Consider the following 22,453-nt stretch of genomic DNA (forward strand, 5'->3'; position numbering starts at 1 on the left):
AGATCAGCCCATCATCCGCGCGGCTTGCGGCGCGAAGTAGCTGATGACGCCGGACGCCCCCGCGCGCTTGAAGGCGTGCAGGCTTTCCAGGATGGCGCGGTCCGGGTCCAGCCAACCGTTGGCGAAGGCGGCCTGCATCATCGCGTATTCGCCGGACACCTGATAGGCGAAGGTGGGCACCTTGAACGTCTGCGACACCAGTCGGACGATATCCAGATAGGGCAGGCCCGGCTTGACGATCAGGGCGTCGGCGCCTTCCGACAGGTCCATCGCCACCTCGCGCAGGGCCTCCTCGGCGTTGGCGAAGTCCATCTGATAGGTCTTCTTGTCGCCGGTCAGCGACTTGGACGAGCCGACCGCGTCGCGATAGGGGCCATAGAAGGCCGAGGCGTATTTGGCCGCATAGCTGATGATCAGGGTGTCGCTGAGGGCGTTGGCCTCCAGCGCCTCGCGGATAGCCTGGACGCGGCCGTCCATCATGTCGGACGGCGCTACGGCGTCGGCGCCCGCGTGGGCGTGGATGAAGGCCTGTTCGGCCAGCCGTTCCAGCGTCGGATCGTTGACGATGCGGCCGTCTTCCAGAACCCCGTCGTGGCCGTGGTCGGTGTAGCAGTCCAGCGCCACATCGGTCATGACGCCGATCTCGGGCGCGGCGTCCTTGATGGCGCGGATGCAGTCGGGGATCAGGCCGTCCGGGTCGGTGGCGGCGGTGGCGACATTGTCCTTCAGCCCGTCGTTCACATTGGGGAACAGGGCGACCATCGGGATGCCCAGATCGCGCGCCTCGACGGCGGCCTTGGCTGCCTCCTTGGGCGACAGGCGAAAGACGCCCGGCATGGAGGCGACCGGCTGGCGGTCCTCGGCGCCGTCATGGACGATCAACGGCCAGATCAGGTCGGCCGGCGTCAGGGTCGTCTCGGCGACCAGACGACGCACCCAGGGCTGCGAACGCAGGCGACGCGGGCGGGCGTAGGGGAAGGCGGCGGGCTGGAAGGGCATGGTCATGCGCGCGGCTTAAAACAAAGCGCGGGGAGAGGCAAAAGGCGAACTGTCCACCCGTGCCATCCCTCGGCGGGGACGGGGTGACGCGCGCGCCGCCAGCCGTTAGAAGCGCCCCGAACGCCCCGTCAGAGGGCAGGCTGTAATGCGGGAGCTTTCATGGACTTCGCCCTCACCGACGATCAACGCGCCATTCAGGACGCGGCCCGCGCCTTCGCCGAGGCCGAACTGGCTCCGCACTCGGCCCGCTGGGACGAAGACAAGCATTTCCCGGTCGACGTGCTGAAGGCCGCCGCTGAGATGGGCTTCGCCGGCATCTATACGGGCGAGGAACACGGCGGCATGGGGCTGGGCCGGGTCGAGGCGGCGGTGATCTTTGAAGAGCTGTCGCGCGGCGACGTGGCGACGGCGGCCTTCATCTCGATCCACAACATGGCGACGTGGATGATCGATAAGTTCGGCTCGGACGAACTGCGGGCGCGCTTCGTGCCGTCGCTGGTCGGGATGGAGAAGATCGCCAGCTACTGCCTGACCGAGCCGGGCTCGGGCTCGGACGCGGCGGCGCTGCGGACGACGGCGGTGCGTGACGGCGACCATTATGTGCTGAACGGCGCCAAGGCCTTTATTTCCGGCGCCGGGACGTCGGACATCTATGTCGTCATGGTCCGCACGGGCGGCGAGGGGCCGAAGGGCATCTCGACCATCGTGGTCGAGGCGGGGACGCCCGGCCTGTCGTTCGGCGCCAATGAGAAGAAGATGGGCTGGAACGCCCAGCCGACCGCCGTGGTCAGCTTCGACGACTGCCGGGTGCCGGTCGCCAATCTGGTGGGCGAGGAGGGCGCGGGCTTCAAATACGCCATGGCCGGTCTGGACGGCGGGCGCCTGAACATCGCCGCCTGCTCGCTGGGCGGGGCGCGTCTGGCGCTGGAGACGGCCCAGGAATACGTCGCCGGCCGCAAGCAGTTCGGCCAGGCCATCGGCCAGTTCCAGAACACCCAGTTCGAGCTGGCGGACATGGCGACGGACCTTGAGGCCGCCCGCCTGATGGTGCTGCGCGGCGCCTGGGCCATCGATACCGGCCACCCGGAAAAGACCAAATGGTGCGCCATGGCCAAGCGCCTGACGACCGACGCCTGTTTCCAGATCGCCGATCAGGCGCTGCAACTGCACGGCGGCTACGGCTATCTGAAGGACTATCCGCTGGAGCGGATCGTGCGCGATTTGCGCGTACACCGCATCCTGGAAGGCACGAACGAGATCATGCGCGTGATCGTGGCGCGCGAGCTGGCGCGGGGATGACGGCCGAGCCCGCCATGGCGGTGGCTCCGACCAATGCAGCGGCGGCTGGCCGCGATCGCGAGGCGCTATGGGCCGTCTGGCGGCGTTTAACGACGGAGTTCCGCTTCGTGCGTCTGGTCCGCCATCTCGTCGGCTCCCGGTCGGGCTGGGGCCTGTATGAGGTAGATGTCGTCTCGACGCTGAAGGCCACGCCGATGGGCGTCAGCGCGGGAGCGATACTGGCTGATCTGGATGCGCCCCAGCTGACGGCTCTGGCGGGGATCGCTCGGATCAATGCGGCGCGGAATGACGCCCTGTGGAAGATGGCGGCGCTGTTCTATGTCTCGGGTCCGGTGACGGCGATCTTGGCTGGTTTCCAGGTCGCGCCAGAGTTCACGCGCATGATCATGGTCGGGGGCGGGTTCGGCTTTGCCTTGATCATCGTCGGCGTGTCGGCCAGCCTGCTTGGCTATTATACGATCAACTGGCGGGCGGGGCAGGTGGCGGCCCTGATCGAGCTGGAGTTGATCGAACGCGGACAGGCCCTCGCCGTCCCGGATCATTCAACCGCTGAATAGTCGCTCGTCGCGGCGCTCCGCCCTGGAGGAAGTCTTGTCTGAATCTGAAGTCATCACCCGCATCGAAAATGGTGTCGGCCGCATCACCCTGAACCGGCCCAAGGCGATCCACGCTCTGAACCGGCCCATGTGCGAGGCGATGATCGAGGCCCTGCTGGCCTGGCGCGGGGACGACGCGGTTCAGTCGGTGTTGATCGACCATGCGGGCGAGCGCGGCTTCTGCGCGGGCGGCGACATCCGCATGATCGCCGAGAGCGGGGCAGGGGACGCGTCCGAGGCCAAGGCCTTCTTCCGAACCGAGTATCAGCTGAACCATCTGCTGTTCGTCTATCCCAAGCCGATCACGGCGGTGGTGGACGGCATCGTCATGGGCGGCGGCGTGGGCATCAGCGAGCCTGCCGACGTCCGCATCGCCACCGAGCGCACCACCTACGCCATGCCGGAGACGGGCATCGGCCTGTTCCCCGATGTGGGCGGCGGCTGGTTCCTGCCGCGCCTGCCGGGGCAGACGGGCGTCTGGCTCGCCCTGACCGGCGCGCGGCTGAAGGCGGCGGATACGGTGGCGCTGGGCATTCATACCCATTTCGTCGCGTCCGAGGCTGTTGAGAGCCTGAAGACTGAACTGCTGGCCGCGTCCGCCGATCCGAAGGCGGTCGCCGATCGCGCCGCCGGGGACGCCGGACCGTCGCCGCTGGCTCCGCACCGTGAGGCCATCGACCGCCTGTTCGCCTTCGATACGGTGGAAGAGATCGTCGCCGCCCTTCAAGCCGACGGTTCGGAGTGGGCGCAGAAGCAGCTCGACATCCTGAAGACCAAGTCGCCGCAGTCGCTGAAGGTGTCGTTGCGCCAGATCCGCACCGGGGCGACGCTGACCGACTTCGCCGACAACATGGCGATGGAATACGCCCTGGGCGGGCGAGTGGTTCAGACGCATGACTTCCAGGAAGGCGTACGCGCCGTCATCATCGACAAGGACAACGCCCCTCAGTGGTCGCCTGCCGAGCTTTCTTTGGTTTCGGGCGCCCAGATCGAGGCCCTGTTCGCACCCTTACCCGCCGATGAGGCATGGAAAACGCTGACCGGCTGATTTCGCGCAAGCTTCATTGTTCCGGACGGGGGAAAAGCCTATCTTGCCGGCATGAGTAAGCGCTGGACTCCCGAATCCTGGAGAAACAAGCCCGTCCTGCACATGCCGACGGACTATCCGGACGCCGCCGAATTGGCGCGCGTCGAAGACGAGCTGCGCGCGATGCCGCCCCTCGTCTTTGCGGGCGAGGCGCGCAAGCTTACAGATCACCTTGCTCAGGTCGAGGCGGGCAACGCCTTCCTGCTGCAAGGCGGCGACTGCGCCGAGAGCTTCAAGGAGTTCTCGACGGACAACATCCGCGACACCTTCCGCCTGATCCTGCAGATGGCGGTGGTGCTGACCTTCGCCGGCCGCAAGCCGGTGGTGAAGGTCGGCCGTATCGCCGGTCAGTTCGCCAAGCCGCGCTCGTCCCCGGTCGAGGAGATCGGCGGGGTCGAACTGCCGTCCTATCGCGGCGACATCATCAACGGCATGGGCTTCACGCCGGAAGAGCGCACGCCCGATCCGCAGCGCCTGATCCGCGCCTATAATCAGTCGGCCTCGACGCTGAACCTGCTGCGCGCCTTCGCGGGCGGGGGGTACGCCGACCTGTACAACATCCACCGCTGGACGCTGGGCTTCGCCGACGACGGCGCGGGCGCGGCCTACCGCGAGCTAGCCGACAAGATCACCGAGGCCCTGGCCTTCATGGAGGCGGTCGGCGTCACGCCCGAGACGCACCCCGACCTGTCGCGCGTCGAGGTCTTCACCAGCCACGAAGCCCTGCTGCTGAACGTCGAGAGCGCCCTGACGCGCCTGGACGGCTCGACCGGCGAATGGTTCGACACCTCGGCCCACATGCTGTGGATCGGCGAGCGCACCCGCCAGCTGGACGGCGCCCACATCGAGTTCATGCGCGGCATCTCCAACCCTATCGGGGTCAAGTGCGGGCCGACCATGACGGCGGACGACCTGCTGCCGCTGATCGACGCCCTGAACCCGAACAATATTCCGGGCCGCCTGACGCTGATCGGCCGCTTCGGCCACGACAAGGTGGGCGACCGCCTGCCGGGTCTGATGCGGGCGGTGAAGGCGGCGGGCAAGCGCGTCATCTGGTCGATCGACCCGATGCACGGCAATACGCTGAAAGCCGGCAACGGCTACAAGACCCGGCCCTTCGATCGCGTCATGGGCGAGGTCCGCAGCTTCATCGACGTGGCCGAGGCCGAGGGCGTCCACCCCGGCGGCGTCCACCTGGAGATGACCGGCCAGAACGTCACCGAATGCATCGGCGGCGCCCAGGCGGTCACAGAAGACGACCTGTCGAGCCGTTACCACACCCACTGCGACCCGCGCCTCAACGCGGATCAGGCGCTGGAACTGGCCTTCCTGGTCGCCGAGCGCCTCAAGGCCGGGCGGCAGGCCCGGTCCGAGGCCGCATGACGGCAGAAGACGAAACGCCCGGCCGCGTCGCCTATCAGGGCGCGCCGGGCGCCTTCAGCCATGAAGCCTGCCTGGACCTGCGCCCGTGGGACGAGGCCGTCGGCTTCGAGACCTTTCAAGGCGCCATTGACGCTGTCCTGAGCGGCGACTGCCAGTGCGCTCTGATCCCCGTCGAGAACTCGACCGTGGGCGTAGTCGAGCCTGCCGCCACCCTGGTGCGGCAGGCGGGACTGGTCGCGGTCAGCGACGCCTGGCGGCCGATCCGTCTGGCCCTGCTGGGCGTGCCCGAAGCGCGCCTGTCGGACGTGAAGACGGCCGAGAGCCATCCTGTCGCCCTGCAGCAGTGCTCCAAGGCCCTGAACGAGATGAAGATCGCGGCGGTCGAGGCGTTCGACACCGGGGGCGCCGCCGCCGCCGTGGCCGAGGCGGACGACGTGACCCGCGCCGCCGTGGCGCCGGCCCGCGCGGCCGAGGTCTATGGGTTGGTGGTTCTGCGCAACGATTTGCAGGATTTCAGCGACAACCGGACCCGTTTTGTCCTGTTCACGGCCCCTCAGGCTTGACCGCGCATAAAGTTTGCGGCTTTAAGGTCCGGTCGGATCGACCCTGATCCAGAAACCGGACCGGATTCATGTCCTCGCTGCGCGCACAAATGACCCTTGAAACCACCTCGCGCGCGGTGGCCGGCTTTTATTTTGGCTACGGCTATTACGGCTTTCGATACGCCGGCTGAGGCGTCGGGCTTCTAACCAACCCTGACTGTCTCACTGGCGACCGCTTCTCCCCAAGCGGCCATACCGCGCGTCCCTGCCTGATCTTCATCGGCGGACGCGGCTTCCCTATCGAAAATCCTATGCCGAAAGCCATCTCCCATGTCGCAATCCGCCATCCAGCAAGTCTGGCCCGCTGAAACCGTTGAATTGAGCGCCGAACAGAAGGCGCTGGCCGCCCTGCGCGCCGAAATCGACAGCCTGGACGATCAGATCCTCGAACTGTTCGAGCGCCGCCTGGCCGTCGCCGCCCAGGTGGGCAAGGCCAAGGACGCCCCCACCGGCCCCCACACCAAGCTGCGCCCTGACCGCGAAAAGGCCGTCCAGGCGCGCCTGCTGAAGCAGTGCGACCCTGAGAACCGCGAGGCGGTCGAGCATCTGTGGCGCGAGATCGTCGGCTGGGGCCTGGCGCGCCAGGGGCGTCTGCAGGTCCAGGTCTGGGCCCCCATCGACCCGGCCAAGGCCGTGGACGGCGCCCGCCTGCGTTTCGGCGCCGCCGCCGACATCAAGCTGGTCCTCGACCCGCAGGCGGCCCTGGCCCACGCGGCCGAGGGCAAGGGCGTGGCCGTCCTGTCGATCAGCGGCGACGATCCCTGGTGGATCGGTCTGCGCCGCGAATGGTCGATGCTCAGCGTATTCGACGGCTACGGCGGCGAGACGCCGACGTCTCTGGCCGTGGGCAAGATCGATCCGCCGGCCCTGCCGACCGGCCGCCGCGTCGTGGTGACGGCGGGCGGCGATGCGGGCGACGGCTCGGGCGCGCGGCGCTGGGGCCTGAACACCCACCACGGTTGGACCCTGGCCCTGACCGACGCCGACGTGGCACCGGGCGACGTCGAGGGCGGCGTCGGCTCCATCGGCTGACAGGTTCGGCTGAGGAACAGGGTGAATCGACGTTAAGCCTGTTCCTCAACCCTGTCTCAAAATCCGTCGTTCAATGTAGGGGCATGAACCCTTCCGTCCTCCTGCGTCTTGCGCCGATCTGCGTCCTTGCCGGGCTGCTGGTCGGCTGCGGCGTGGTGGAAAGCGACCCCAGCCGGTTCGAGAGCGCGGCCGAACGGATCGCGGCCATTCCCTTGTCCGCCGAGGATGCGGGCGGGGCGCCGGTCGCTGCGCCGGATCGTCCGCGCGAGCGGGCCGCGCCGCTGAAGGTCGAGCTGATGACGCCGCATGAGCTGTGGGATGCGCGCGAGGGCCTGACCGCCAGGGTCCGCCTGGCTTCGGCGTCTGCACCGGCGCCGACGGCCTATCCCGATCCCGAGGCTCCGCCGCAGACCGTGACGGCGTCCAAGCCCGCCGGGGTCGCTGCACATCATGTGCAACTGGGCGCCTATTCCAGCGAGGGCGGCGCTCGGGCGGCCTGGAGGCGACTGAACGGCGGGCCGGGCGGGGCGGTGCTGTCGGGACTTCAGCCCGTCTATGAGGCGGTCGAGGTCGGCGGGCGTCGCCTGGTGCGGTTGAAGGTCGCCGCCTCCGCCGGACAGGCTCAGGCCCTGTGCCGCGACCTGGCGGCTTCGGACCCGTGGTGCGCCCGATCCGGCGCCGCTGCGGCCTGATCGTCCACAGGCTCAGCTTAAGGTTTCGTTGACGATTGGCCCTCGGAGGCTGATCTTGCGGCTCATGGGCGGGCGGCGGACGAAGATGAGTCGCGCCTGCTGATCACAGTGGGATTTCACATGGCGCAGCCTCAGGTCATCGTCATCGGCAATGAAAAGGGCGGGGCGGGCAAGTCCACCCTGGCCATTCACATCGTCACCGGCCTTCTGCACGCCGGACGCAAGGTCGCCATTATCGATCTGGACCTGCGCCAGCGGTCGATGGAGCGGTTCTTCGCCAACCGCGCCGCCTGGACCAAGGCCAACGGCCATGACTTGCCCCAGCCGATCGTGCCGGACATGGGCGATGGCAAGGCTCTTCATAAGGCCGATGAGACGGAGCAGTTGGCCCGTTTCGAGGCCGCCTACGCCGAGGCGAAAGGCGTCGCCGACGTCATCGTCATCGACACCCCGGGCGGTGACACGGCCCTGTCGCGCGCCGCGCACGGCCGCGCCGATCAGATCGTCACGCCGATGAACGACAGCTTCGTCGACTTCGACCTGCTGGGCGAGGTCGACCCTGTGACCTTGGATCTGGTCAAGCCGTCCATCTATTCCGAAAGCGTCTGGGAGGCGCGCAAGCATCGCGCCATCACCGAGGGCCGTCAGGTGACGATCGACTGGATCGTCGTCACCAACCGTCTGGCCGTCGCCGAGGCGCGCAACCGTCGTCGTCTGGCCTCGCGCATGGCCAAGCTGGCCAAACGGGTCGGTTTCCGCGTCGGGCCGGGCCTGCGCGACCGGGTCATCTATCGCGAACTCTTCCCCTTCGGCCTGACGGTGGCGGACCTGTCGAACGACATCCGCCCGGTGTCGGTGTCCCTGGCCCACGTCGCCGCGCGTCAGGAGATGCGCAACCTGATGCAGGCCCTGGGTCTGGACGACGCCATCGCCGCCATGGACGCGGCGGCCTGATCGCTTCATGGGCCTGATCTGGTTGGGTCTGGCCGCCGTGGCCCTGTGGGCCATGGTGCGTCTGGGCCGCCAGACTGAACGCGCCCGGCGCGGCCACTGGCGCATCTCCGCCACTATATTGAGCGCCGCCCTGCTGGCCGGGGCGGTGTTCGCCGCCGCGCGCGGAGCTTGGCTGATCGCGGGCGGCATGGCTTCGGCGGGCGTCTGGCTGGCCGTGCAGTCGCGCATCCGGCCCGTGGCGGGCAGGGCGGCCCAACCCGCCGAACCCATGAGCAAGGCCGAGGCGCGCTCCATTCTGGGCGTCGCGGCCGATGCGGACGCCCAGATGATCCACGCCGCCTGGCGCCGCTTGATGGCCCGCGCCCACCCCGATCAGGGCGGAACCGAGGGGCTGGCCGCCCGCGTCAACGCCGCGCGCGACCGCCTGCTGAAAGGTTAGTGCGCTTTCCTTCTCCCCTTGTGGGAGAAGGTGGCCCGTGAGGGCCGGATGAGGGGTGTCGGCGCGACATGCAGCGCTTTCCCTCCGTCAGACTATTCGGCAGACGAGGCGCTCCCACCCCTCATCCGTCTGCTTGCGGCAGCCGCCTTCTCCTACAAGGGGAGAAGGGAGCGGAGTAGGTATTTTAATACCGTATTTAAAATATTGAACAAAATCAGCTATCTATAACAAAATCGCCATCGCAACCGTCATTGACCTTCGGCGCGTGACCCTCTATCACCCCGGCCTCCGTCCGATCCATCTGGTTCGGGCCGCGTTTTTCGTCTTCCAGGACCCTCATCATGCTGAAGAGCACCACGGCTTCGCTGAAGCCGGCCGAGGTCGAGAAGAAGTGGATCCACATCGACGCCGAAGGCGTCGTCGTGGGCCGCCTCGCGACCTTCATCGCCAACCGTCTGCGCGGCAAGCACCTGCCGACCTACACCCCGCACGTTGACTGCGGCGACTACGTCGTCGTCACCAACGTCGACAAGGTGGTGTTCACCGGCAAGAAGACCACGGACAAGGTCTACTATCGCCACACCGGCCACCCCGGCGGCATCAAGGAAACCACCCCGGAGAAGGTTCTGGGCGGTCGTTTCCCCGAGCGCGTCCTCGAGAAGGCCGTTGAGCGCATGCTGCCCAAGGAGTCCCCGCTGGCTCGCAAGCAGATGACCCACCTGCGCCTGTTCGCCGGCGCGGCTCACGAACACGAAGCCCAACAGCCCACGACCATCGACTTCAAGTCGATGTCGTCCAAGAACACCCGGAGCGCCTGAGCATGACCGACGTGACTCAAGACACCGCCGCCGGCTTTGACGCCCTGAAGGGCCTGGGCACCGCCGCCGCCGAGGAAATCGTCCGCGAGCCGAAGATCGACGCCCTGGGCCGTTCGTACTCGACCGGCAAGCGCAAGAACGCCATCGCCCGCGTGTGGGTGAAGCGCGGCACCGGCAAGATCACCGTCAACGGCAAGGACGTGGCCGCCTACTTCGCCCGTCCGGTGCTGCAGATGATGGTCGCCCAGCCGCTGACCGTCTCGGACCGCGCCACGCAATACGACGTGATCTGCACCGTCGAAGGTTCGGGCCTGTCGGGCCAGGCCGGCGCCATCCGCCACGGCCTGTCGCACGCCCTGACCCACTACGAGCCGGAACTGCGCAAGGTTCTGAAGCCGCACGGCTTCCTGACCCGCGACAGCCGCGTCGTCGAGCGTAAGAAGTACGGCCGCGCCAAGGCTCGCCGCAGCTTCCAGTTCTCGAAGCGCTAAGTCGGTCGCGAACCCGCGACTGGGAGTACAAAGGGCGCTTCGGGGAAACCCGAGGCGCCTTTTCTTTTGTCCTTCTCCCCTTGTGGGAGAAGGTGGCGGCCGAAGGCCGACGGATGAGGGGTTTCTCCCTCGTCGCCCGTCATGTCGTCGCCCGATTTCCGGGGTTTGTCAGACCCCTCATCCGGCCCTGACGGGCCACCTTCTCCCACAAGGGGAGAAGGGCAGGAGATGCGCATGACCCACACCATCTTCATCGACGGCGAGGCCGGAACCACGGGGCTGGAAATTCGCGAGCGTCTGGAGGCGCGCGGCGATCTGGAGCTGATGCTGCTGGGCGACCGTCGTCGCGATGTCGAGGCGCGGCGCGAGGCGCTGAACAGCGCCGATGCGGTCATCCTGTGCCTGCCTGACGATGCGGCCCGTGAGGCGGTGTCGATGATCGAGACTCCGTCGGTGCGGGTCATCGACGCCTCGACCGCCTATCGCGTGGCGGACGGCTGGGCCTATGGCTTCGCCGAGATGGACGCGGCTCAGCGCGCGGCCATCGCCGCCTCGACGCGGGTGTCAAACCCTGGCTGCTATCCGACCGGCTTCATCGGCCTGATGCGGCCGCTGGTGAAGGCGGGGCTGGTGCCGGCTGACTGGCCCGTTACCATCAATGCGGTGTCCGGCTATTCCGGCGGCGGCAAGGCCATGATCGCCGAGTTCGAGGCCGAAGGGGCTGCGACCGCCTTCCGCGCCTATGGCCTGACGTTGAAGCACAAGCATGTGCCGGAAATGACGAAGCACGCGGGGCTGTCGCGCCCGGTGCTGTTCTCGCCCGCCGTGGGGAACTATCGTCAGGGAATGCTGGTCGAGGTGCCGCTGCACCTGTCGGCTCTGCCTGAAACGCCCTCGGTCGAGCGGCTGCACGGCGCCCTGGTCGAGGCCTATGAGGGCCAGCATTTCGTCGAGGTGGCCGAGATCGACGAGACCGAGGCCATGACCGGAATCGAGCCTGAGGGCTTGAACGGCACCAACCGTATGCGCCTGCACGTCTTCGGCGATCGCGGAGGAGAGCAGGCGCGTCTGGTCGCCCTGCTGGACAACCTGGGCAAGGGCGCCTCGGGCGCGGCGGTCCAGAACCTCAACATCATGCTGGGTCTGGACGAGGCGACCGGCCTCAAGTGAGGTCGATCCGGGCGCGCGATCAGCGCGCCCGTGCGGCCTTGATCGCCGACTCTACCGTTCCGCCGAAGAAGATGGCGGCGATGATGATCAGCAGGCCGTAGTCGTGGCCGGGAAAAACCACCGGCACGCCCGCCGCCAGAATGATCAGCGCCGGAAACAGGCTGGCCCAGACGGCGGTCGAGGCGGCCTCTGGGTGGATCATCGGCGAGCGTTGAGAGCCCATTCGCTTGGCCATCATGCTGTTAAGCGGCACGAAGGCGGCCGGCACGAGCACTGCGATCACCAGGTACTTCACCAACTGTCCCGGCGCGCCGAACAGGGTCGCGGTGGCGATCAGCAGGACCAGGGGAAAGGCCGTGGTGATCGCCAGCAGCAGGTTGGGCTCGATACGCTTCAAGACTTCACTTTCACATAGGCGCCGGGCGCCGGTTCGATGGGTTTCAGCGGCCCGGCCTTGGGATCGCGCGCGGCGATCTTCTCGCCGGACTTCGCGCCCAGCCAATCGGCCCAGTGCGCCCACCAGCTGCCCGGATGCTGTTCCGCTTTCGCTTGCCATTCCTGGAGCGTTTCGGGAAGGGCGGCGTTGACCCAGTGCTGATATTTCTGGGCGGAGGGCGGATTGATGACCCCGGCGATGTGGCCCGATCCGGCCAGCGTATAGGTCACCGGCCCGCCGAACAGCCGCGCCGAGCGATAGACCGAATTCATCGGCGCGATGTGGTCCTCGCGGCTGGCTTGGAAATAGAGCGGGATGCGGACCTTGGACAGGTCGATGCGCTCGCCGTCGATCTCCAGCTCGCCCTTGGCCAGGGCGTTCTGGCCGTACATCAGGCGCAGGTATTGCAGGTGCAGCCGCTTGGGCATCCGCGTCTGGTCGGCGTTCCACGCCAACAGGTCGAAGGCGGGCGGCGCCTTGCCCATCAGATAGTTGGACACGAAGAAGGACCAGATCAGGTCATTGGCGCGCAGGGCGTTGAAGGTGTCGGCCATCGCCGTGCCGGGCAGGACGCCGCCCGCCTCGTCCATCAGCCGCTCGATCTCGGCCAGCCAGTGCTCGTCGGTGAACAGCAGCAGATCGCCCGCCTCGGCGAAGTCGTGCTGGGCGGCGAAGAAGGTGGCGGAGGCGACGCGATCATCGCTCTTGGCCGCCATATGCGCCAGGCTGGCGCCCAGCATGGTGCCGCCGATGCAGTAGCCGACGGTGTTCACATGCGTCTGGCCGGTCTGCTCCAACGTCTTTTCGACAGCGCGATAGACGCCCTTCTTCATGTAGTCGTCGAGGCCGAACTCCGCCTTGTCGCGGTCCGGATTGACCCATGAGCAGACGAAGACGGTGAAGCCCTGCGCGCTCAGCCAGCGGATCAGCGAGTTCGCCGGCTGCAGGTCCATGATGTAGAATTTGTTGATCCACGGCGGGAAGATCAGCAGCGGGACGGCATGCTGCTGTTCCGTCGCGGCGTCATACTGGATCAGCTCGAACAGCTCGTCGCGCCAGACCACCTGACCCGGCGCCGTGGCGACGTTCTCGCCCAGAACAAAGCGGCCATAGTCGGCCTGGCTGATCTTCAGCGACCCGGCGCCGCGCTCCAGATCGGCGGCGAAGTTCTGCATCCCGCGCACTAGGGATTCGCCGCTGGTCTCGGCCAGCGCCTTCAGCGCCACGGGGTTCGACGCCAGGAAGTTGGCGGGCGAGAAGGCGTCGGTCAGCAGGCGGGTGAAGAACTCGGCCCGGCGTTTCACGCGCGGGTCCACGTCCTCGACGCTGGAGACCAGACTGTTCATCCAGTCCGAGGTGGCCAGATAGGACTGGCGCATCATGTCGAACATGGGGTTTTCGGACCAGGCGGGGTCGCGGAACCGCTTATCGGCCGGGGCGGGGCTGTCGACGGTCTCGCCCATCGCCCGGCGCGTGGTGGTCGACCACAGCTCCATGTAGCGGCCGAACAGGTCGGCCTGGGCCTGGAACAGCTTTTCGGGGCGGGCGGCCAGGCTGGTCATGACCGAGGACATGGCCGGTGCCACGTTGAACGGATCCGGCGACAGGGCGACGGGGCGGTCGGCCTGCGACAGGGCCGCTTCGGCCACCGCCGTCTGGGCCATCATCGCCGCCTTGGCCAGGTTCAGCGACAGGGTCTCGAGCTGCTGGCGCTGTTCGGCGCTGAAGGCCATGAAGTCGGGCGCGGCGTTCGGCGTTTCGGGCGGCGGGGCAGGGGCCTCGGCTGCGGGTTTTTCAGGCGCGGCGGCCTTCATTCCTTCCACAGGGGCGGGCTTCTTGGCGGCGCGCGGCTTGGCCGAGGTGGGGCGTCCGGACTTGCGCGGCGCGGCGGGCGCATCCGGCGTGGCGGACGGGGTCTTGGTCGGGCGCTTGGCCATGGGCGCGGAACCTCCGATGGGGGCGCGCGACGCGCACGCCTTCCTCCCGGCGCGATGATGGCATATGTCGTTGCAGGAAATGAACGTGCTGATGCTGAAAAAGACAGGTCTGGCGGCAATGCTGGGCGGAGCCGCGCTGCTGAGCGGCTGCGTCAGCGCCTTCGCGCCTCAAACCGACCCGACCTCGCCCCTGGCGCCGCGCGTGCAGCAACTGGTGGACGAGAACCGCCAGTATCCGCGCTGGGCGGACTTTCCGCGCTCCAGTCAGCCCTTGCCGGGGCCGGAACAGATCGCCGGCCGCGTCGCCGCCCTGCAGGGGCGCAGCGCGGCCCTGGGCGCCGAGGTCGCGCGCATCGAGTGGACGTTGAACGAAGACCCGGCCGTCTTCGCCGAATCGATCAACCGCCGCATTGACGCCAGCCAGATGTCGCCTGAAACGGCGCGCACGGCGGAAGAGGTCGAGGCCTACGCCGAGGCGTTGCGTCAGCGCGCCAAGGCGCCGCCTCCCATCGACCGGCCGCGTCCGCAATAGTCGTGGCGGCGGCCCAAGGTCGCCGTTTGGCTTTCGTCGCCCGTCTGGGCGAATCCGGCGATCCTGCCGCTCCGGCCGCGTTTCGCCGACCTGAGTGCGAGGAGCCGTCATGGCCCATGTCCCGTCTGAACCCTTTTGCCGTCTCGGCGGCGCGCGCTGATGGCTGACGGCGCCGTCTCGCCCGCCTTCCTCGACGTATCCCGATCCCTGTCGGGCCGAGCCTGGCGGCTGCGCCCGGCCGAGGCGGGCGTGACGCGGGCGCATATCCAGGCGTTGGGTCTGGACGAGCCGCTGGCGCGTGCGCTGGCGTCGCGCGGAGTGGCGGCGGAACAGGGCGCCGACTTCCTGAAACCCACGCTCAAGGCGCTGTTCCCCAATCCGTCCAGCTTCATGGACATGGACGCCGCCGCCGCCGCCATCGTCGACGCGCTTCAGGCGCAGGCCAGCATCCACGTCTTCGCCGACTACGACGTGGACGGGGCGTCCAGCGCGGCCCTGCTGGTGCGGTGGTTCCGCACCCTGGGCGCGGACCTGCCCATCTATGTCCCCGACCGCCTGACCGAGGGCTACGGCCCCAGCGCGCGGGCCTTCGATACGCTGAAGGCGCGCGGCGCCGATCTGGTCATCACCGTCGACTGCGGCGCGGCGGCCAATGAGGCGGTGGCCCACGCAGCGGCCATCGGCCTGAGGGTCGTCGTCATCGACCACCATATGATGCGTGAAGAGCCGCCCGCCTGCCTCGCCGTAGTCAATCCCAACCGGCCGGGCTGCGGCTCGGGGCAGGGCAATCTGGCGGCGGCGGGGGTGGTCTTCGTCCTGCTGGCCGCCCTGAACCGCGAGGCCCGCGGGCGCGGCCTGTTCGAGGGCAAGGCCGAGCCGGACATTCGCCAGTGGCTGGATCTGGCCGCCATGGGCGCCATCTGCGACGTGACGGGCCTGACCGGCTTCAACCGCGCCCTGACCAGTCTGGGGCTGGGGGTCATGTCGCACTGGCGCAATCCGGGCCTGCGCGCCCTGCTGGCGGCGGCGGGCGCCGAGCCGGGACCGGCCAAGACCAATCATGCGGGCTTCATCCTCGGCCCGCGCATCAATGCGGGCGGCCGTATCGGCAAGTCCGACCTGGGCGCGCGCCTGCTGTCCACCGACGACCCTGATGAAGCGCGGATGCTGGCGCAGGAACTGGACGCCCTGAACCTCGCCCGGCGCGAGGTCGAGGCTGAAGTCACCGAACAGGCCGTCCGTCGCGTCGAGGCGACCGGCGCCCACGCCGACGACAGCGCCGTCGTGGTCGTCAGCGGCGAGGACTGGCACCCCGGCGTGGTCGGCATCGTCGCCGGACGCCTGCGCGAACGCTGTAGAAAACCCGTCATCGTCATCGGCGTCGACGCCGTCAACGGCGTCGGTAAGGGCTCAGGCCGTTCGCAGCCCGGCATGAATCTGGGCCGGGCGGTGCAGGCGGCGTGGAATGAGGGCCTGTTGATCGCGGGCGGCGGACACGCCATGGCTGCGGGGTTGACTGTGGCGGCGGATCGCATCGACGAACTGCGCGCCTTCCTCAACGAGCGCCTGTCGACCGAGCGCGTCGAGGCCGTGGCCCAGGATTGGGTCGAGGTCGACGCCCTGATCGACCCGCGCGCCGCCACCCGCGATCTGTTCGAGGCGTTCGAGCAACTGGCCCCCTACGGCCCCGCCAACCCGGAGCCTCTGTTCGCGCTGGAAGGGGTTCAGGCGCGCGAGCCGGTCGCCATGAACGGCGGCCATGTGCGGTGCCGCCTGGTGGGCCCTGACGGCGCCTCGGTGCGGGCCATCGCCTGGCGCTGCGCCGACCTGCCGACGGGCAAGGCGCTGCTGGCGGGGCAGGGGGGATTGAACGTGGTCGGGCGGCTTCGGGCGGATGACTGGAACGGCCGTCGCGGCGTGCAGTTCGAGATCGAGGACGTCGCCGACCCGCGCATGGCCTGAGGACAGTCAGCCTTGGCCGTGAAACGACGCAGGTCTTTGAAAAAGTCGCACAAATCCGCTTCGCCGCGCTTGCCATAAGCGGAATCGGCGGCTATCTACACGGTCCTCCGCGCAGCGGTCCCTTCGTCTATCGGTTAGGACGTCAGGTTTTCAACCTGAAAAGAGGGGTTCGATTCCCCTAGGGACTGCCACGCGGAGTTATCCTTCCCCCGACAGTCGAAGACGTTTCCAGCGGTGTTTTCGCGCGCCTGGATGCTGCTGTCTGGATGCTGATCGGCGCCGTGATCGGGCGCTGAAACGGCGTCTCTGTCGTTTTTTTGAAAAAGCGCGCGACGCCCTCTTGCGTCGCCGAAAAGGGACGGCTATCAGGCCGCTCCTCCGCGCAGCGGTCCCTTCGTCTATCGGTTAGGACGTCAGGTTTTCAACCTGAAAAGAGGGGTTCGATTCCCCTAGGGACTGCCACGCGGAGCGAATAACTCCTTCTCCCGTCGTTGTTATCTCTTTCACCGAGCCCCTTCGCGCGGCCTTTTCGCGTGCGCGACATTTGCTTGTCGACAATATGGCGCAAAAAGGGCAACTTGTCTGTCCGAGTTGAAAGAACCGTGTTAGTGTAGCTGACCCGCATTGTCGCGGGCGGGGGTTCAAGGTGGCGAGTATTGACGTGATGGAGCCGATTGAGACCGTAAAGGTCGTCGGAAGGGTCAAGTGGTTCGACGCCGGCAAGGGGTACGGCTTCATCGTGCCGGACCAGCCGGATTTGACCGAGGAACGCGACGTGCTGCTGCACGTCACCAGCCTGCGCGACGCGGGCCATGAGATGGCGGGCGAGGGCGCGGCCATCGTCTGCGAATGCGCTAAGCGGGCCAAGGGCTGGCAGGTGATCAATATCGTGGAGTTGGAAGCCAGCGCCGCGCCGGCTCGGCGGGAGCTGACGCGCAGTTCGGCCCACGCCCGACCCGAAGGCCTGCCTGACGGGCCGCTGGAAGCCGCCGTCGTCAAATGGTTCAATCGCACCAAGGGTTATGGATTCGTCGTGCGCGACGGTCAGGCGGGCGATATCTTCGTCCACGTCGAGACGCTGCGCCGCTGCGGTCTGGACGACCTGTTGCCGGGCGATCCGGTGAACGTGCGTTTCGCGGAAGGCCCCAAGGGGCTGGTCGTGGCCGATATCAGACCGGGCGGGTGAGACTCGTCCGCTAGGGGGACGAAGACATGAACCACAGCCGCCGTCTCATGCTGATCCTGGCGCTTTCGGCCGCAGCCGCGACGACGGCCTGCGCGAAGAAGGGGCCGCTGGATGAGAACGGCCGCCCGCTGGAGCCGCTGGCGATCGTCACGGCCTCTGGCGAGCACAAGTTCATGGTGGAGATCGCCGACGACGATGAGGCGCGGCAGCGAGGCCTGATGTTCCGTCCGCCGCTTCCTGACGACCGGGGGATGCTGTTCCAGTTCCCCGCGGCGGGCGAGCAGAGCTTCTGGATGCGCAACACGCCCAGCTCGCTGGACATCATCTACATCGACCCGCGCGGGCGAATCGTTTCGATCGCCAAACACGCCACGCCCAACTCCGATGCCCCGATTCCCTCGAACGGCGCGGCCAATGGCGTGCTCGAACTGCGGGCCGGCCGCACGGATGAGATCGGCGCCAAGCCCGGCGATCAGGTTAAGCACCCCTTCTTTCGTCCCTGAGCCACAATAGGACGCCTCATCCGTTGCGGAGGCCGCCTGCTCGTGCCATGAGAGCGCTCCGTCGGTCCGGGGTGTAGCGCAGCCTGGTAGCGCATCTGGTTTGGGACCAGAGGGTCGGAGGTTCGAATCCTCTCGCCCCGACCACGGTTTAAGCCTGTTTGGGCTGGATGAGTTTCACTCGTCCATAAGGTGGAAGCGCCGCCGTTCGATCTGTTTCGTTGATCAACGCTCGCTCTTGGTTCCTAAAAACAGACTCTGCGAACGTCCGCAATGGGTGGAAAGCTGCCGTTCAGCGGAAGCGCCGAAAGAACCTGTGTGCCCCATAAAAGAATCCGGCACCGAGGGCAAAGATCGCCGCTGCGGCGATGAACCAGAACGGACTTCCGCTACCTTCGGCACCGGGAAGAAAGCTGGCCAGAAATAAGATTAAGCAGACAATCGCGGCGAACATGGACAGTCCGGCAGGCAGCAAGATAAACGTGCTTGAGCCGCGCGGCGGACGAAAGCGCAGCTTAAGCTTTGACCTAGGGTCGTTGTAATCTGGCGCTGACATCCACCGATAATGCTTTTCCGAATGGATGTCCGCAACGGGTCGAAAGCGGAATTCTGGTGCGCTTCTCAATGCGGACATATCGCCCCGACCGCGGTTTAGGGGAGGCGTCGTATCGTATGGATTTGAGACCGTCAGCGTGCGACTGCTCGAGAGCGCTTCATAAATCCAGCAGTCGAAACAGCGCCAATGGCGTCGAGCCAGTAGGCCCGCATGGCTGGATCGGCGCTCTCTCCGACGCTTGTTTGAAGAGGAAGCGATCCAGCGACCGTCAGGTCGAGGCGTAGCCGCCGTTGATGGCGTAGGAGAAGCCGATCGGCAGGGCGGCGCGGAACTGGGTGAAGAAGGCGGCCAGTTCGCCCAGGGTCGAGCGCGGCACGAAGATGATGTCGCCGCGCCGCATCGGCGTGATCTCGGCGCGAGGGGCGCTCAGGTCGATCACCTTCATCATGCGGACGTCGCCGGGGCCGCGTCGAATCAGGGCGCAGCGCGAGGATCTGGCGGACGGCAGCGCGCCGCCGGCCATGATGACGGCTTGATAGGCGTCGATGTCGCCGGGCATGTCGAACATGCCGGGATTGCGCACCTCGCCGTCGACCCAGACCTTCATCGGGCCGGCCTGGCGCAGCGTCACCTCGACCTCGGGCCGCAGCAGGTGGGGGGCGTAGCCGTAGGAGATGTCAGCCTCCAGCTCGGATAGGCTGCGATCCGCCGCCATGACGTGTCCGAGCAGGGGGAGTGAGACCCGGCCGTCGGGCGCGATCTTCAACTGGCGCGTCAGTTCCGACGCGGTCGGCAAGGCTACCTCGATATCGTCGCCGGGATAGAGCCGGTACTCAGGCTCCACCTCGGTCCAGTCGGCGAAAGGCAGGCCGGGAGGGAAGTCGTCGACCACGGTCGGCCGCGGTCGGACGCCGCCCGCAGGGGCGCCGCTGGCGCATCCGGCCAGTCCGGCGGCCAGCGCCATGAAGATGAGGCGGCGATCAAGATCCATGGTCGGGGACGGTCCAGGCGGAGAATTTTCGTCTTCGGCAAAGCTGACGGCTTATAGGTAACGCGTGGTTAATGCTCCCTGTTACCGCCCGGCTATTTTTTGCCGATGCTGGCTGGGCTGCGTCCGACTTTGGGGGCGGTTTCCGACTTGAACGAAAGTCGGACGTCCGACTTTCGTTCATGGGATGTGCTAGGCGGCGGCGAGGTCGAGGCCGTGTTTGATGGCCCAGGCGCGCAGCTTGTCGGCCGTTTCCAGGGCGCTCTCATCCAGCAGCGACAGGTAGTGTTCGCGCAGGATGTCCTTGGCGGTTTCGACCGACCAGCCGCCCCAGCTGGCGATGCGCTCCAGCGACACGTCGGCGGCGGCCAGGCGGGTGACGCAGGTGTCGCGGGTGTCCTGCAGGCGCTTGCCGGCGAACTCCGGCTCCATCGCCTTGGCCGCCACGGCCGCCGCGCGGGCCTCCCTGTAGCGGGCGCCGATGCTGGGCGAGGTGTGGGCGCGGTTCTTGGACGGCTCCCACAGGAAGGGCGCATCGCCCAGGTGGCGCAGGGACGAATAGGCCAGCTCCTGCGCCCGCCGTTCGACGCGGCGCTTGATCGGCTCCAGCAAGCCCGGCAGGGCCTCCTGGCCCTTGCGCTGGGTCTTCTGCGGGATGAAGCGCCAGGTGGGCTGGCTGAGATCCGCGATCGAGGCCTTGGCTACGTCGATCTGACGCGCGCCGGTCCACAGGCAGACCGTCACCGCATCGGCCACGTCGGCATAGCCGTTGGCGTCGCACCAGGGGATGAAGGCCAGTTCCTCCTGGGCGGTCCAGAAGACGCGGCGGCCCAGCGCCTGATCGCGGCCTATGCCCAGCGTCGGGCTGACGGACAGCCATTGCGGATCCTGCCACATGGCCCACTGGAACATCGCCCCGGCGGCCCCGATGGCGACGTTGGCCGTGGCGATCGACACCTGTTTCTGCAGATCGAGATACCAGGCCCGCATCTGGGGCAGGGTGATTTCGTCCACCCGACTGGCGCCGAAGCGCGCGGCGAACTTCTTGGCCTGGGTCCTGTAGACGCGCTGGGTCTCGGCCGAGATCCGCGCCATGGCGTCGGCGTCGGCGAAGTAGGCCTCGACCATGGCCTGACCGGTGCGGGGCGCGCGCGTCAGGGCGCCGGCCACGCCGGGCTCGCGATCCTCAAGCACGGCGCGGGCGCGTTCGATCAGATCCGCCACCAGTTCGCGCTGGCGCCGGGCCACGGGTTCGCTGGGCATCGGCGGCAGGCGGTCGATGGCGGCGCGCAGCATGGTGCGCGCCTTGCCGCCCTGATCGTCGTCGCGCATGGCGTCGCGCACGAAGCGCGCCCACAGGGTGCGCGCGTCGGCCGCCGTGGTCGCCGCGCCCCGGTCCATCCAGGCCCCGGCATGGTCGCGCAGGTCCACCCCGGCAAAGCCGCAGGCGCGGTTGGCGGGCGACGGCTCCCAGCGCGGGCGGCCGTCGCGCCATTTCAGGCCGTTGCGAAGGCCGGTCGGAGGGGCGGGCTTTCTGGACATGGGCGAAGTGTTAACCGGCGTTAGGCGGGGGCGCCAGCCGTGAGGCCGCGAGCGACTGGCCGTGCTGAAGTTGTAACGCCAGCGCCTCGCCGAGGCCTGCGCCGATCTGGCGACCGACGAGGCGGGCGGCGTCCTGGGTGGTGATCACGTCGAAGCTGGCGGCCAGCTGGGTGTGTTCGACCCGGTCGTCCTTCTGGATGGCGACCGTGATGTCGAGGATGGTGAAGCGGGAGGCCATCACCAAACCCTTCCATTGCTATCGAGGCGGTCCATGAGGGTGAAGCCGTCATGATCGCCGATCTGAGCGTCAAGTGATCGTTCAGACCATGTGCCCATGATGCGGTTGCGCTCGCGCCGGGCTTCCTTGAGCAGCGCGGAGAAAGGCTCGCGTCGGCCGCCCAGACGCATTGTGACCAGATCAGCAATCAGATCGGCCCTTTCATCGGGCGGGACGCCGCGCGGCACCGCCGCCATGGCCTCTCGCATCATGGCTCCGGTGCTTTTCGCTACCGTCTTTTTCGGCCAGGCGCGGGGTTTGTAGAGATTCATGCGCTTGCCCTTGTCGCGAACCTGTGTGCGAGTTCGATCAGGCAGCGCCGCGCAAGCATCAGCCCAGGTCTTGGCGTCCATTAAGGCCTTTTCCTCTTCGGGCGTCCATAGTCGGCCGTGGTGTCGCTTTGGAGCGGCTTCATTCCCAAATGCGGCCCTTAGCGCGCGATCAACCGTGACGGTCGTGCGCCTCACGCCGTTGTCGATGGCGACGTGCATGCGACCGCTGTGGGCCGCGCAGGGCACCAAGATGCGCAAGGTCTTGGCGCTCGCGAGGCTGCCATCTGGGCGCACGTAAACCTCCCATTTTGGAAGATGCACCCACTCTCCTGTCGACAGATCAGCCTTGGGGTAATCGAAAGATGCTCCAAAGGCGCGTTTCACCACGCATCCCCGGCCACGACGATACGCACCGGCCGCCGCCATTGCTCCACAAGCTCTTGAGCCCATGTCAGCGCTTCAGCGTAGGGGCACCAGCCCGAGAAGGGCGACCCGGTTTCTGTTGCTATGCCCATGGCGGCGTCGCCGTGTAGCTCTTGGCGAGCCAGTTGATCTGCGCGGGCAGGCAACAAGATGCGCGCCAGGCCAGGGCGGGCGTTGAGTTCCGCACGAATGATTTGGCCATCCTTAAGCTTGTGTTCGAGGCGCGGTTTCACAGGATGCGCTCCTTGCGGCAGATGAACAGGAAGGCGCGGTGCGCCAG

At 67.4% G+C, this 22,453-nt stretch carries 25 protein-coding genes and 3 tRNA genes; 19 read left to right on the forward strand and 9 right to left on the reverse strand.

What is annotated here, in order from left to right; genetic code table 11:
- Window positions 1-3: 3 nt before the first annotated feature.
- Complete coding sequence (gene hemB, locus FGL25_RS05840) at window positions 4-1,005, reverse strand: porphobilinogen synthase (RefSeq protein WP_138141193.1); 1,002 nt, start codon at window positions 1,003-1,005, stop codon at window positions 4-6.
- A gap of 153 nt (window positions 1,006-1,158) precedes the next feature.
- Here hemB and FGL25_RS05845 point away from each other — a divergent pair, with 153 nt between their 5' ends.
- The 12 genes from FGL25_RS05845 to argC all read left to right on the forward strand — a co-directional run bounded on the left by FGL25_RS05845 (window position 1,159) and on the right by argC (window position 11,562).
- The gene (locus FGL25_RS05845) at window positions 1,159-2,298 is read left to right on the forward strand and encodes an isobutyryl-CoA dehydrogenase (RefSeq protein WP_138141194.1); all 1,140 of its coding nucleotides are present in this window, start codon (window positions 1,159-1,161) and stop codon (window positions 2,296-2,298) included.
- Complete coding sequence (locus FGL25_RS05850) at window positions 2,295-2,855, forward strand: hypothetical protein (RefSeq protein ID WP_138141195.1); 561 nt, start codon at window positions 2,295-2,297, stop codon at window positions 2,853-2,855. The genes FGL25_RS05845 and FGL25_RS05850 overlap by 4 nt, the downstream gene beginning before the upstream one ends.
- 34 nt (window positions 2,856-2,889) lie before the next feature.
- Complete coding sequence (locus FGL25_RS05855; protein WP_138141196.1) at window positions 2,890-3,942, forward strand: enoyl-CoA hydratase/isomerase family protein; 1,053 nt, start codon at window positions 2,890-2,892, stop codon at window positions 3,940-3,942.
- 51 nt (window positions 3,943-3,993) lie between these two features.
- Window positions 3,994-5,364 carry a class II 3-deoxy-7-phosphoheptulonate synthase gene (locus FGL25_RS05860; RefSeq protein WP_003165353.1) on the forward strand — a complete coding sequence of 457 codons (1,371 nt, stop codon included), beginning with the start codon at window positions 3,994-3,996 and terminating at the stop codon, window positions 5,362-5,364.
- Window positions 5,361-5,927 carry a prephenate dehydratase domain-containing protein gene (locus FGL25_RS05865; protein ID WP_138141197.1) on the forward strand — a complete coding sequence of 189 codons (567 nt, stop codon included), beginning with the start codon at window positions 5,361-5,363 and terminating at the stop codon, window positions 5,925-5,927. Before FGL25_RS05860 ends, FGL25_RS05865 begins: the two co-directional genes overlap by 4 nt.
- Window positions 5,928-6,236: 309 nt before the next feature.
- Window positions 6,237-6,998 carry a chorismate mutase gene (locus tag FGL25_RS05870; protein WP_138141198.1) on the forward strand — a complete coding sequence of 254 codons (762 nt, stop codon included), beginning with the start codon at window positions 6,237-6,239 and terminating at the stop codon, window positions 6,996-6,998.
- 83 nt (window positions 6,999-7,081) lie between these two features.
- Window positions 7,082-7,690 carry an SPOR domain-containing protein gene (locus FGL25_RS05875; protein ID WP_138141199.1) on the forward strand — a complete coding sequence of 203 codons (609 nt, stop codon included), beginning with the start codon at window positions 7,082-7,084 and terminating at the stop codon, window positions 7,688-7,690.
- 120 nt (window positions 7,691-7,810) lie between these two features.
- A complete protein-coding gene (locus FGL25_RS05880; protein ID WP_046654184.1) occupies window positions 7,811-8,644 on the forward strand; it encodes a division plane positioning ATPase MipZ in 834 nt (277 codons plus the stop codon).
- 7 nt (window positions 8,645-8,651) lie between these two features.
- Window positions 8,652-9,083, forward strand: a complete 432-nt coding sequence (locus tag FGL25_RS05885; RefSeq protein ID WP_138141200.1) for a molecular chaperone DnaJ — start codon at window positions 8,652-8,654, stop codon at window positions 9,081-9,083.
- A 344-nt stretch (window positions 9,084-9,427) separates the two neighbouring features.
- Window positions 9,428-9,901: a 50S ribosomal protein L13 gene (gene rplM / locus FGL25_RS05890; RefSeq protein ID WP_172575532.1), complete on the forward strand. Its 474-nt coding sequence runs from the start codon at window positions 9,428-9,430 to the stop codon at window positions 9,899-9,901.
- Window positions 9,902-9,903: 2 nt separating this feature from the next.
- On the forward strand, window positions 9,904-10,392 hold the full coding sequence (rpsI, locus tag FGL25_RS05895) for a 30S ribosomal protein S9 (protein ID WP_003165345.1): 489 nt from the start codon (window positions 9,904-9,906) through the stop codon (window positions 10,390-10,392).
- 234 nt (window positions 10,393-10,626) lie between these two features.
- Window positions 10,627-11,562 carry an N-acetyl-gamma-glutamyl-phosphate reductase gene (argC, locus tag FGL25_RS05900; RefSeq protein WP_138141201.1) on the forward strand — a complete coding sequence of 312 codons (936 nt, stop codon included), beginning with the start codon at window positions 10,627-10,629 and terminating at the stop codon, window positions 11,560-11,562.
- A 19-nt stretch (window positions 11,563-11,581) separates the two neighbouring features.
- Here argC and FGL25_RS05905 read toward each other — a convergent pair whose 3' ends face one another.
- Together FGL25_RS05905 and phaC are read right to left on the reverse strand one after the other, a co-directional pair.
- Complete coding sequence (locus FGL25_RS05905) at window positions 11,582-11,959, reverse strand: hypothetical protein (RefSeq protein WP_046654180.1); 378 nt, start codon at window positions 11,957-11,959, stop codon at window positions 11,582-11,584.
- Window positions 11,956-13,935 carry a class I poly(R)-hydroxyalkanoic acid synthase gene (gene phaC / locus FGL25_RS05910; RefSeq protein ID WP_138141202.1) on the reverse strand — a complete coding sequence of 660 codons (1,980 nt, stop codon included), beginning with the start codon at window positions 13,933-13,935 and terminating at the stop codon, window positions 11,956-11,958. Before phaC ends, FGL25_RS05905 begins: the two co-directional genes overlap by 4 nt.
- A 91-nt stretch (window positions 13,936-14,026) precedes the next feature.
- Here phaC and FGL25_RS05915 point away from each other — a divergent pair, with 91 nt between their 5' ends.
- The 7 genes from FGL25_RS05915 to FGL25_RS05945 all read left to right on the forward strand — a co-directional run bounded on the left by FGL25_RS05915 (window position 14,027) and on the right by FGL25_RS05945 (window position 18,262).
- Window positions 14,027-14,467 (forward strand): hypothetical protein, encoded by a 441-nt coding sequence (locus FGL25_RS05915; RefSeq protein ID WP_252970251.1) that lies wholly within the window; start codon window positions 14,027-14,029, stop codon window positions 14,465-14,467.
- Window positions 14,468-14,626: 159 nt separating this feature from the next.
- Entirely contained in the window at window positions 14,627-16,429 is a 1,803-nt protein-coding gene (recJ, locus tag FGL25_RS05920) for a single-stranded-DNA-specific exonuclease RecJ (protein ID WP_138141204.1), read from the forward strand.
- A 116-nt stretch (window positions 16,430-16,545) separates the two neighbouring features.
- Window positions 16,546-16,620: transfer RNA gene (locus tag FGL25_RS05925), tRNA-Glu, on the forward strand.
- Window positions 16,621-16,816: 196 nt separating this feature from the next.
- Window positions 16,817-16,891, forward strand: a tRNA-Glu gene (locus FGL25_RS05930).
- A 202-nt stretch (window positions 16,892-17,093) separates the two neighbouring features.
- Window positions 17,094-17,615, forward strand: coding sequence for a cold-shock protein (locus FGL25_RS05935; RefSeq protein WP_003165339.1), 522 nt, complete (start codon window positions 17,094-17,096; stop codon window positions 17,613-17,615).
- A 26-nt stretch (window positions 17,616-17,641) separates the two neighbouring features.
- Window positions 17,642-18,118, forward strand: a complete 477-nt coding sequence (locus FGL25_RS05940; RefSeq protein WP_112999877.1) for a DUF192 domain-containing protein — start codon at window positions 17,642-17,644, stop codon at window positions 18,116-18,118.
- A gap of 67 nt (window positions 18,119-18,185) precedes the next feature.
- Window positions 18,186-18,262 (forward strand) — tRNA-Pro (locus tag FGL25_RS05945).
- 145 nt (window positions 18,263-18,407) lie between these two features.
- On the opposite strand, the gene FGL25_RS16800 is transcribed toward FGL25_RS05945, so the two are convergent.
- The 6 genes from FGL25_RS16800 to FGL25_RS05970 form a co-directional block, all read right to left on the reverse strand.
- Window positions 18,408-18,569, reverse strand: coding sequence for a hypothetical protein (locus FGL25_RS16800; RefSeq protein WP_167493293.1), 162 nt, complete (start codon window positions 18,567-18,569; stop codon window positions 18,408-18,410).
- Window positions 18,570-18,939: 370 nt separating this feature from the next.
- Window positions 18,940-19,662 carry a polysaccharide biosynthesis/export family protein gene (locus FGL25_RS05950; protein ID WP_138141205.1) on the reverse strand — a complete coding sequence of 241 codons (723 nt, stop codon included), beginning with the start codon at window positions 19,660-19,662 and terminating at the stop codon, window positions 18,940-18,942.
- A gap of 189 nt (window positions 19,663-19,851) precedes the next feature.
- The gene (locus FGL25_RS05955) at window positions 19,852-21,201 is read right to left on the reverse strand and encodes a hypothetical protein (RefSeq protein ID WP_138141206.1); all 1,350 of its coding nucleotides are present in this window, start codon (window positions 21,199-21,201) and stop codon (window positions 19,852-19,854) included.
- 10 nt (window positions 21,202-21,211) lie between these two features.
- Window positions 21,212-21,442, reverse strand: a complete 231-nt coding sequence (locus tag FGL25_RS05960) for a hypothetical protein (protein ID WP_138141207.1) — start codon at window positions 21,440-21,442, stop codon at window positions 21,212-21,214.
- On the reverse strand, window positions 21,439-22,137 hold the full coding sequence (locus FGL25_RS05965) for an SANT/Myb-like DNA-binding domain-containing protein (RefSeq protein ID WP_167493294.1): 699 nt from the start codon (window positions 22,135-22,137) through the stop codon (window positions 21,439-21,441). Before FGL25_RS05965 ends, FGL25_RS05960 begins: the two co-directional genes overlap by 4 nt.
- Entirely contained in the window at window positions 22,131-22,406 is a 276-nt protein-coding gene (locus FGL25_RS05970) for a hypothetical protein (RefSeq protein WP_138141209.1), read from the reverse strand. Before FGL25_RS05970 ends, FGL25_RS05965 begins: the two co-directional genes overlap by 7 nt.
- Between the last annotated feature and the right edge of the window lie 47 nt (window positions 22,407-22,453).

The sequence above is a fragment of the Brevundimonas vancanneytii genome (assembly GCF_901421975.1).
In the GTDB taxonomy this organism is placed as follows: domain Bacteria; phylum Pseudomonadota; class Alphaproteobacteria; order Caulobacterales; family Caulobacteraceae; genus Brevundimonas; species Brevundimonas diminuta.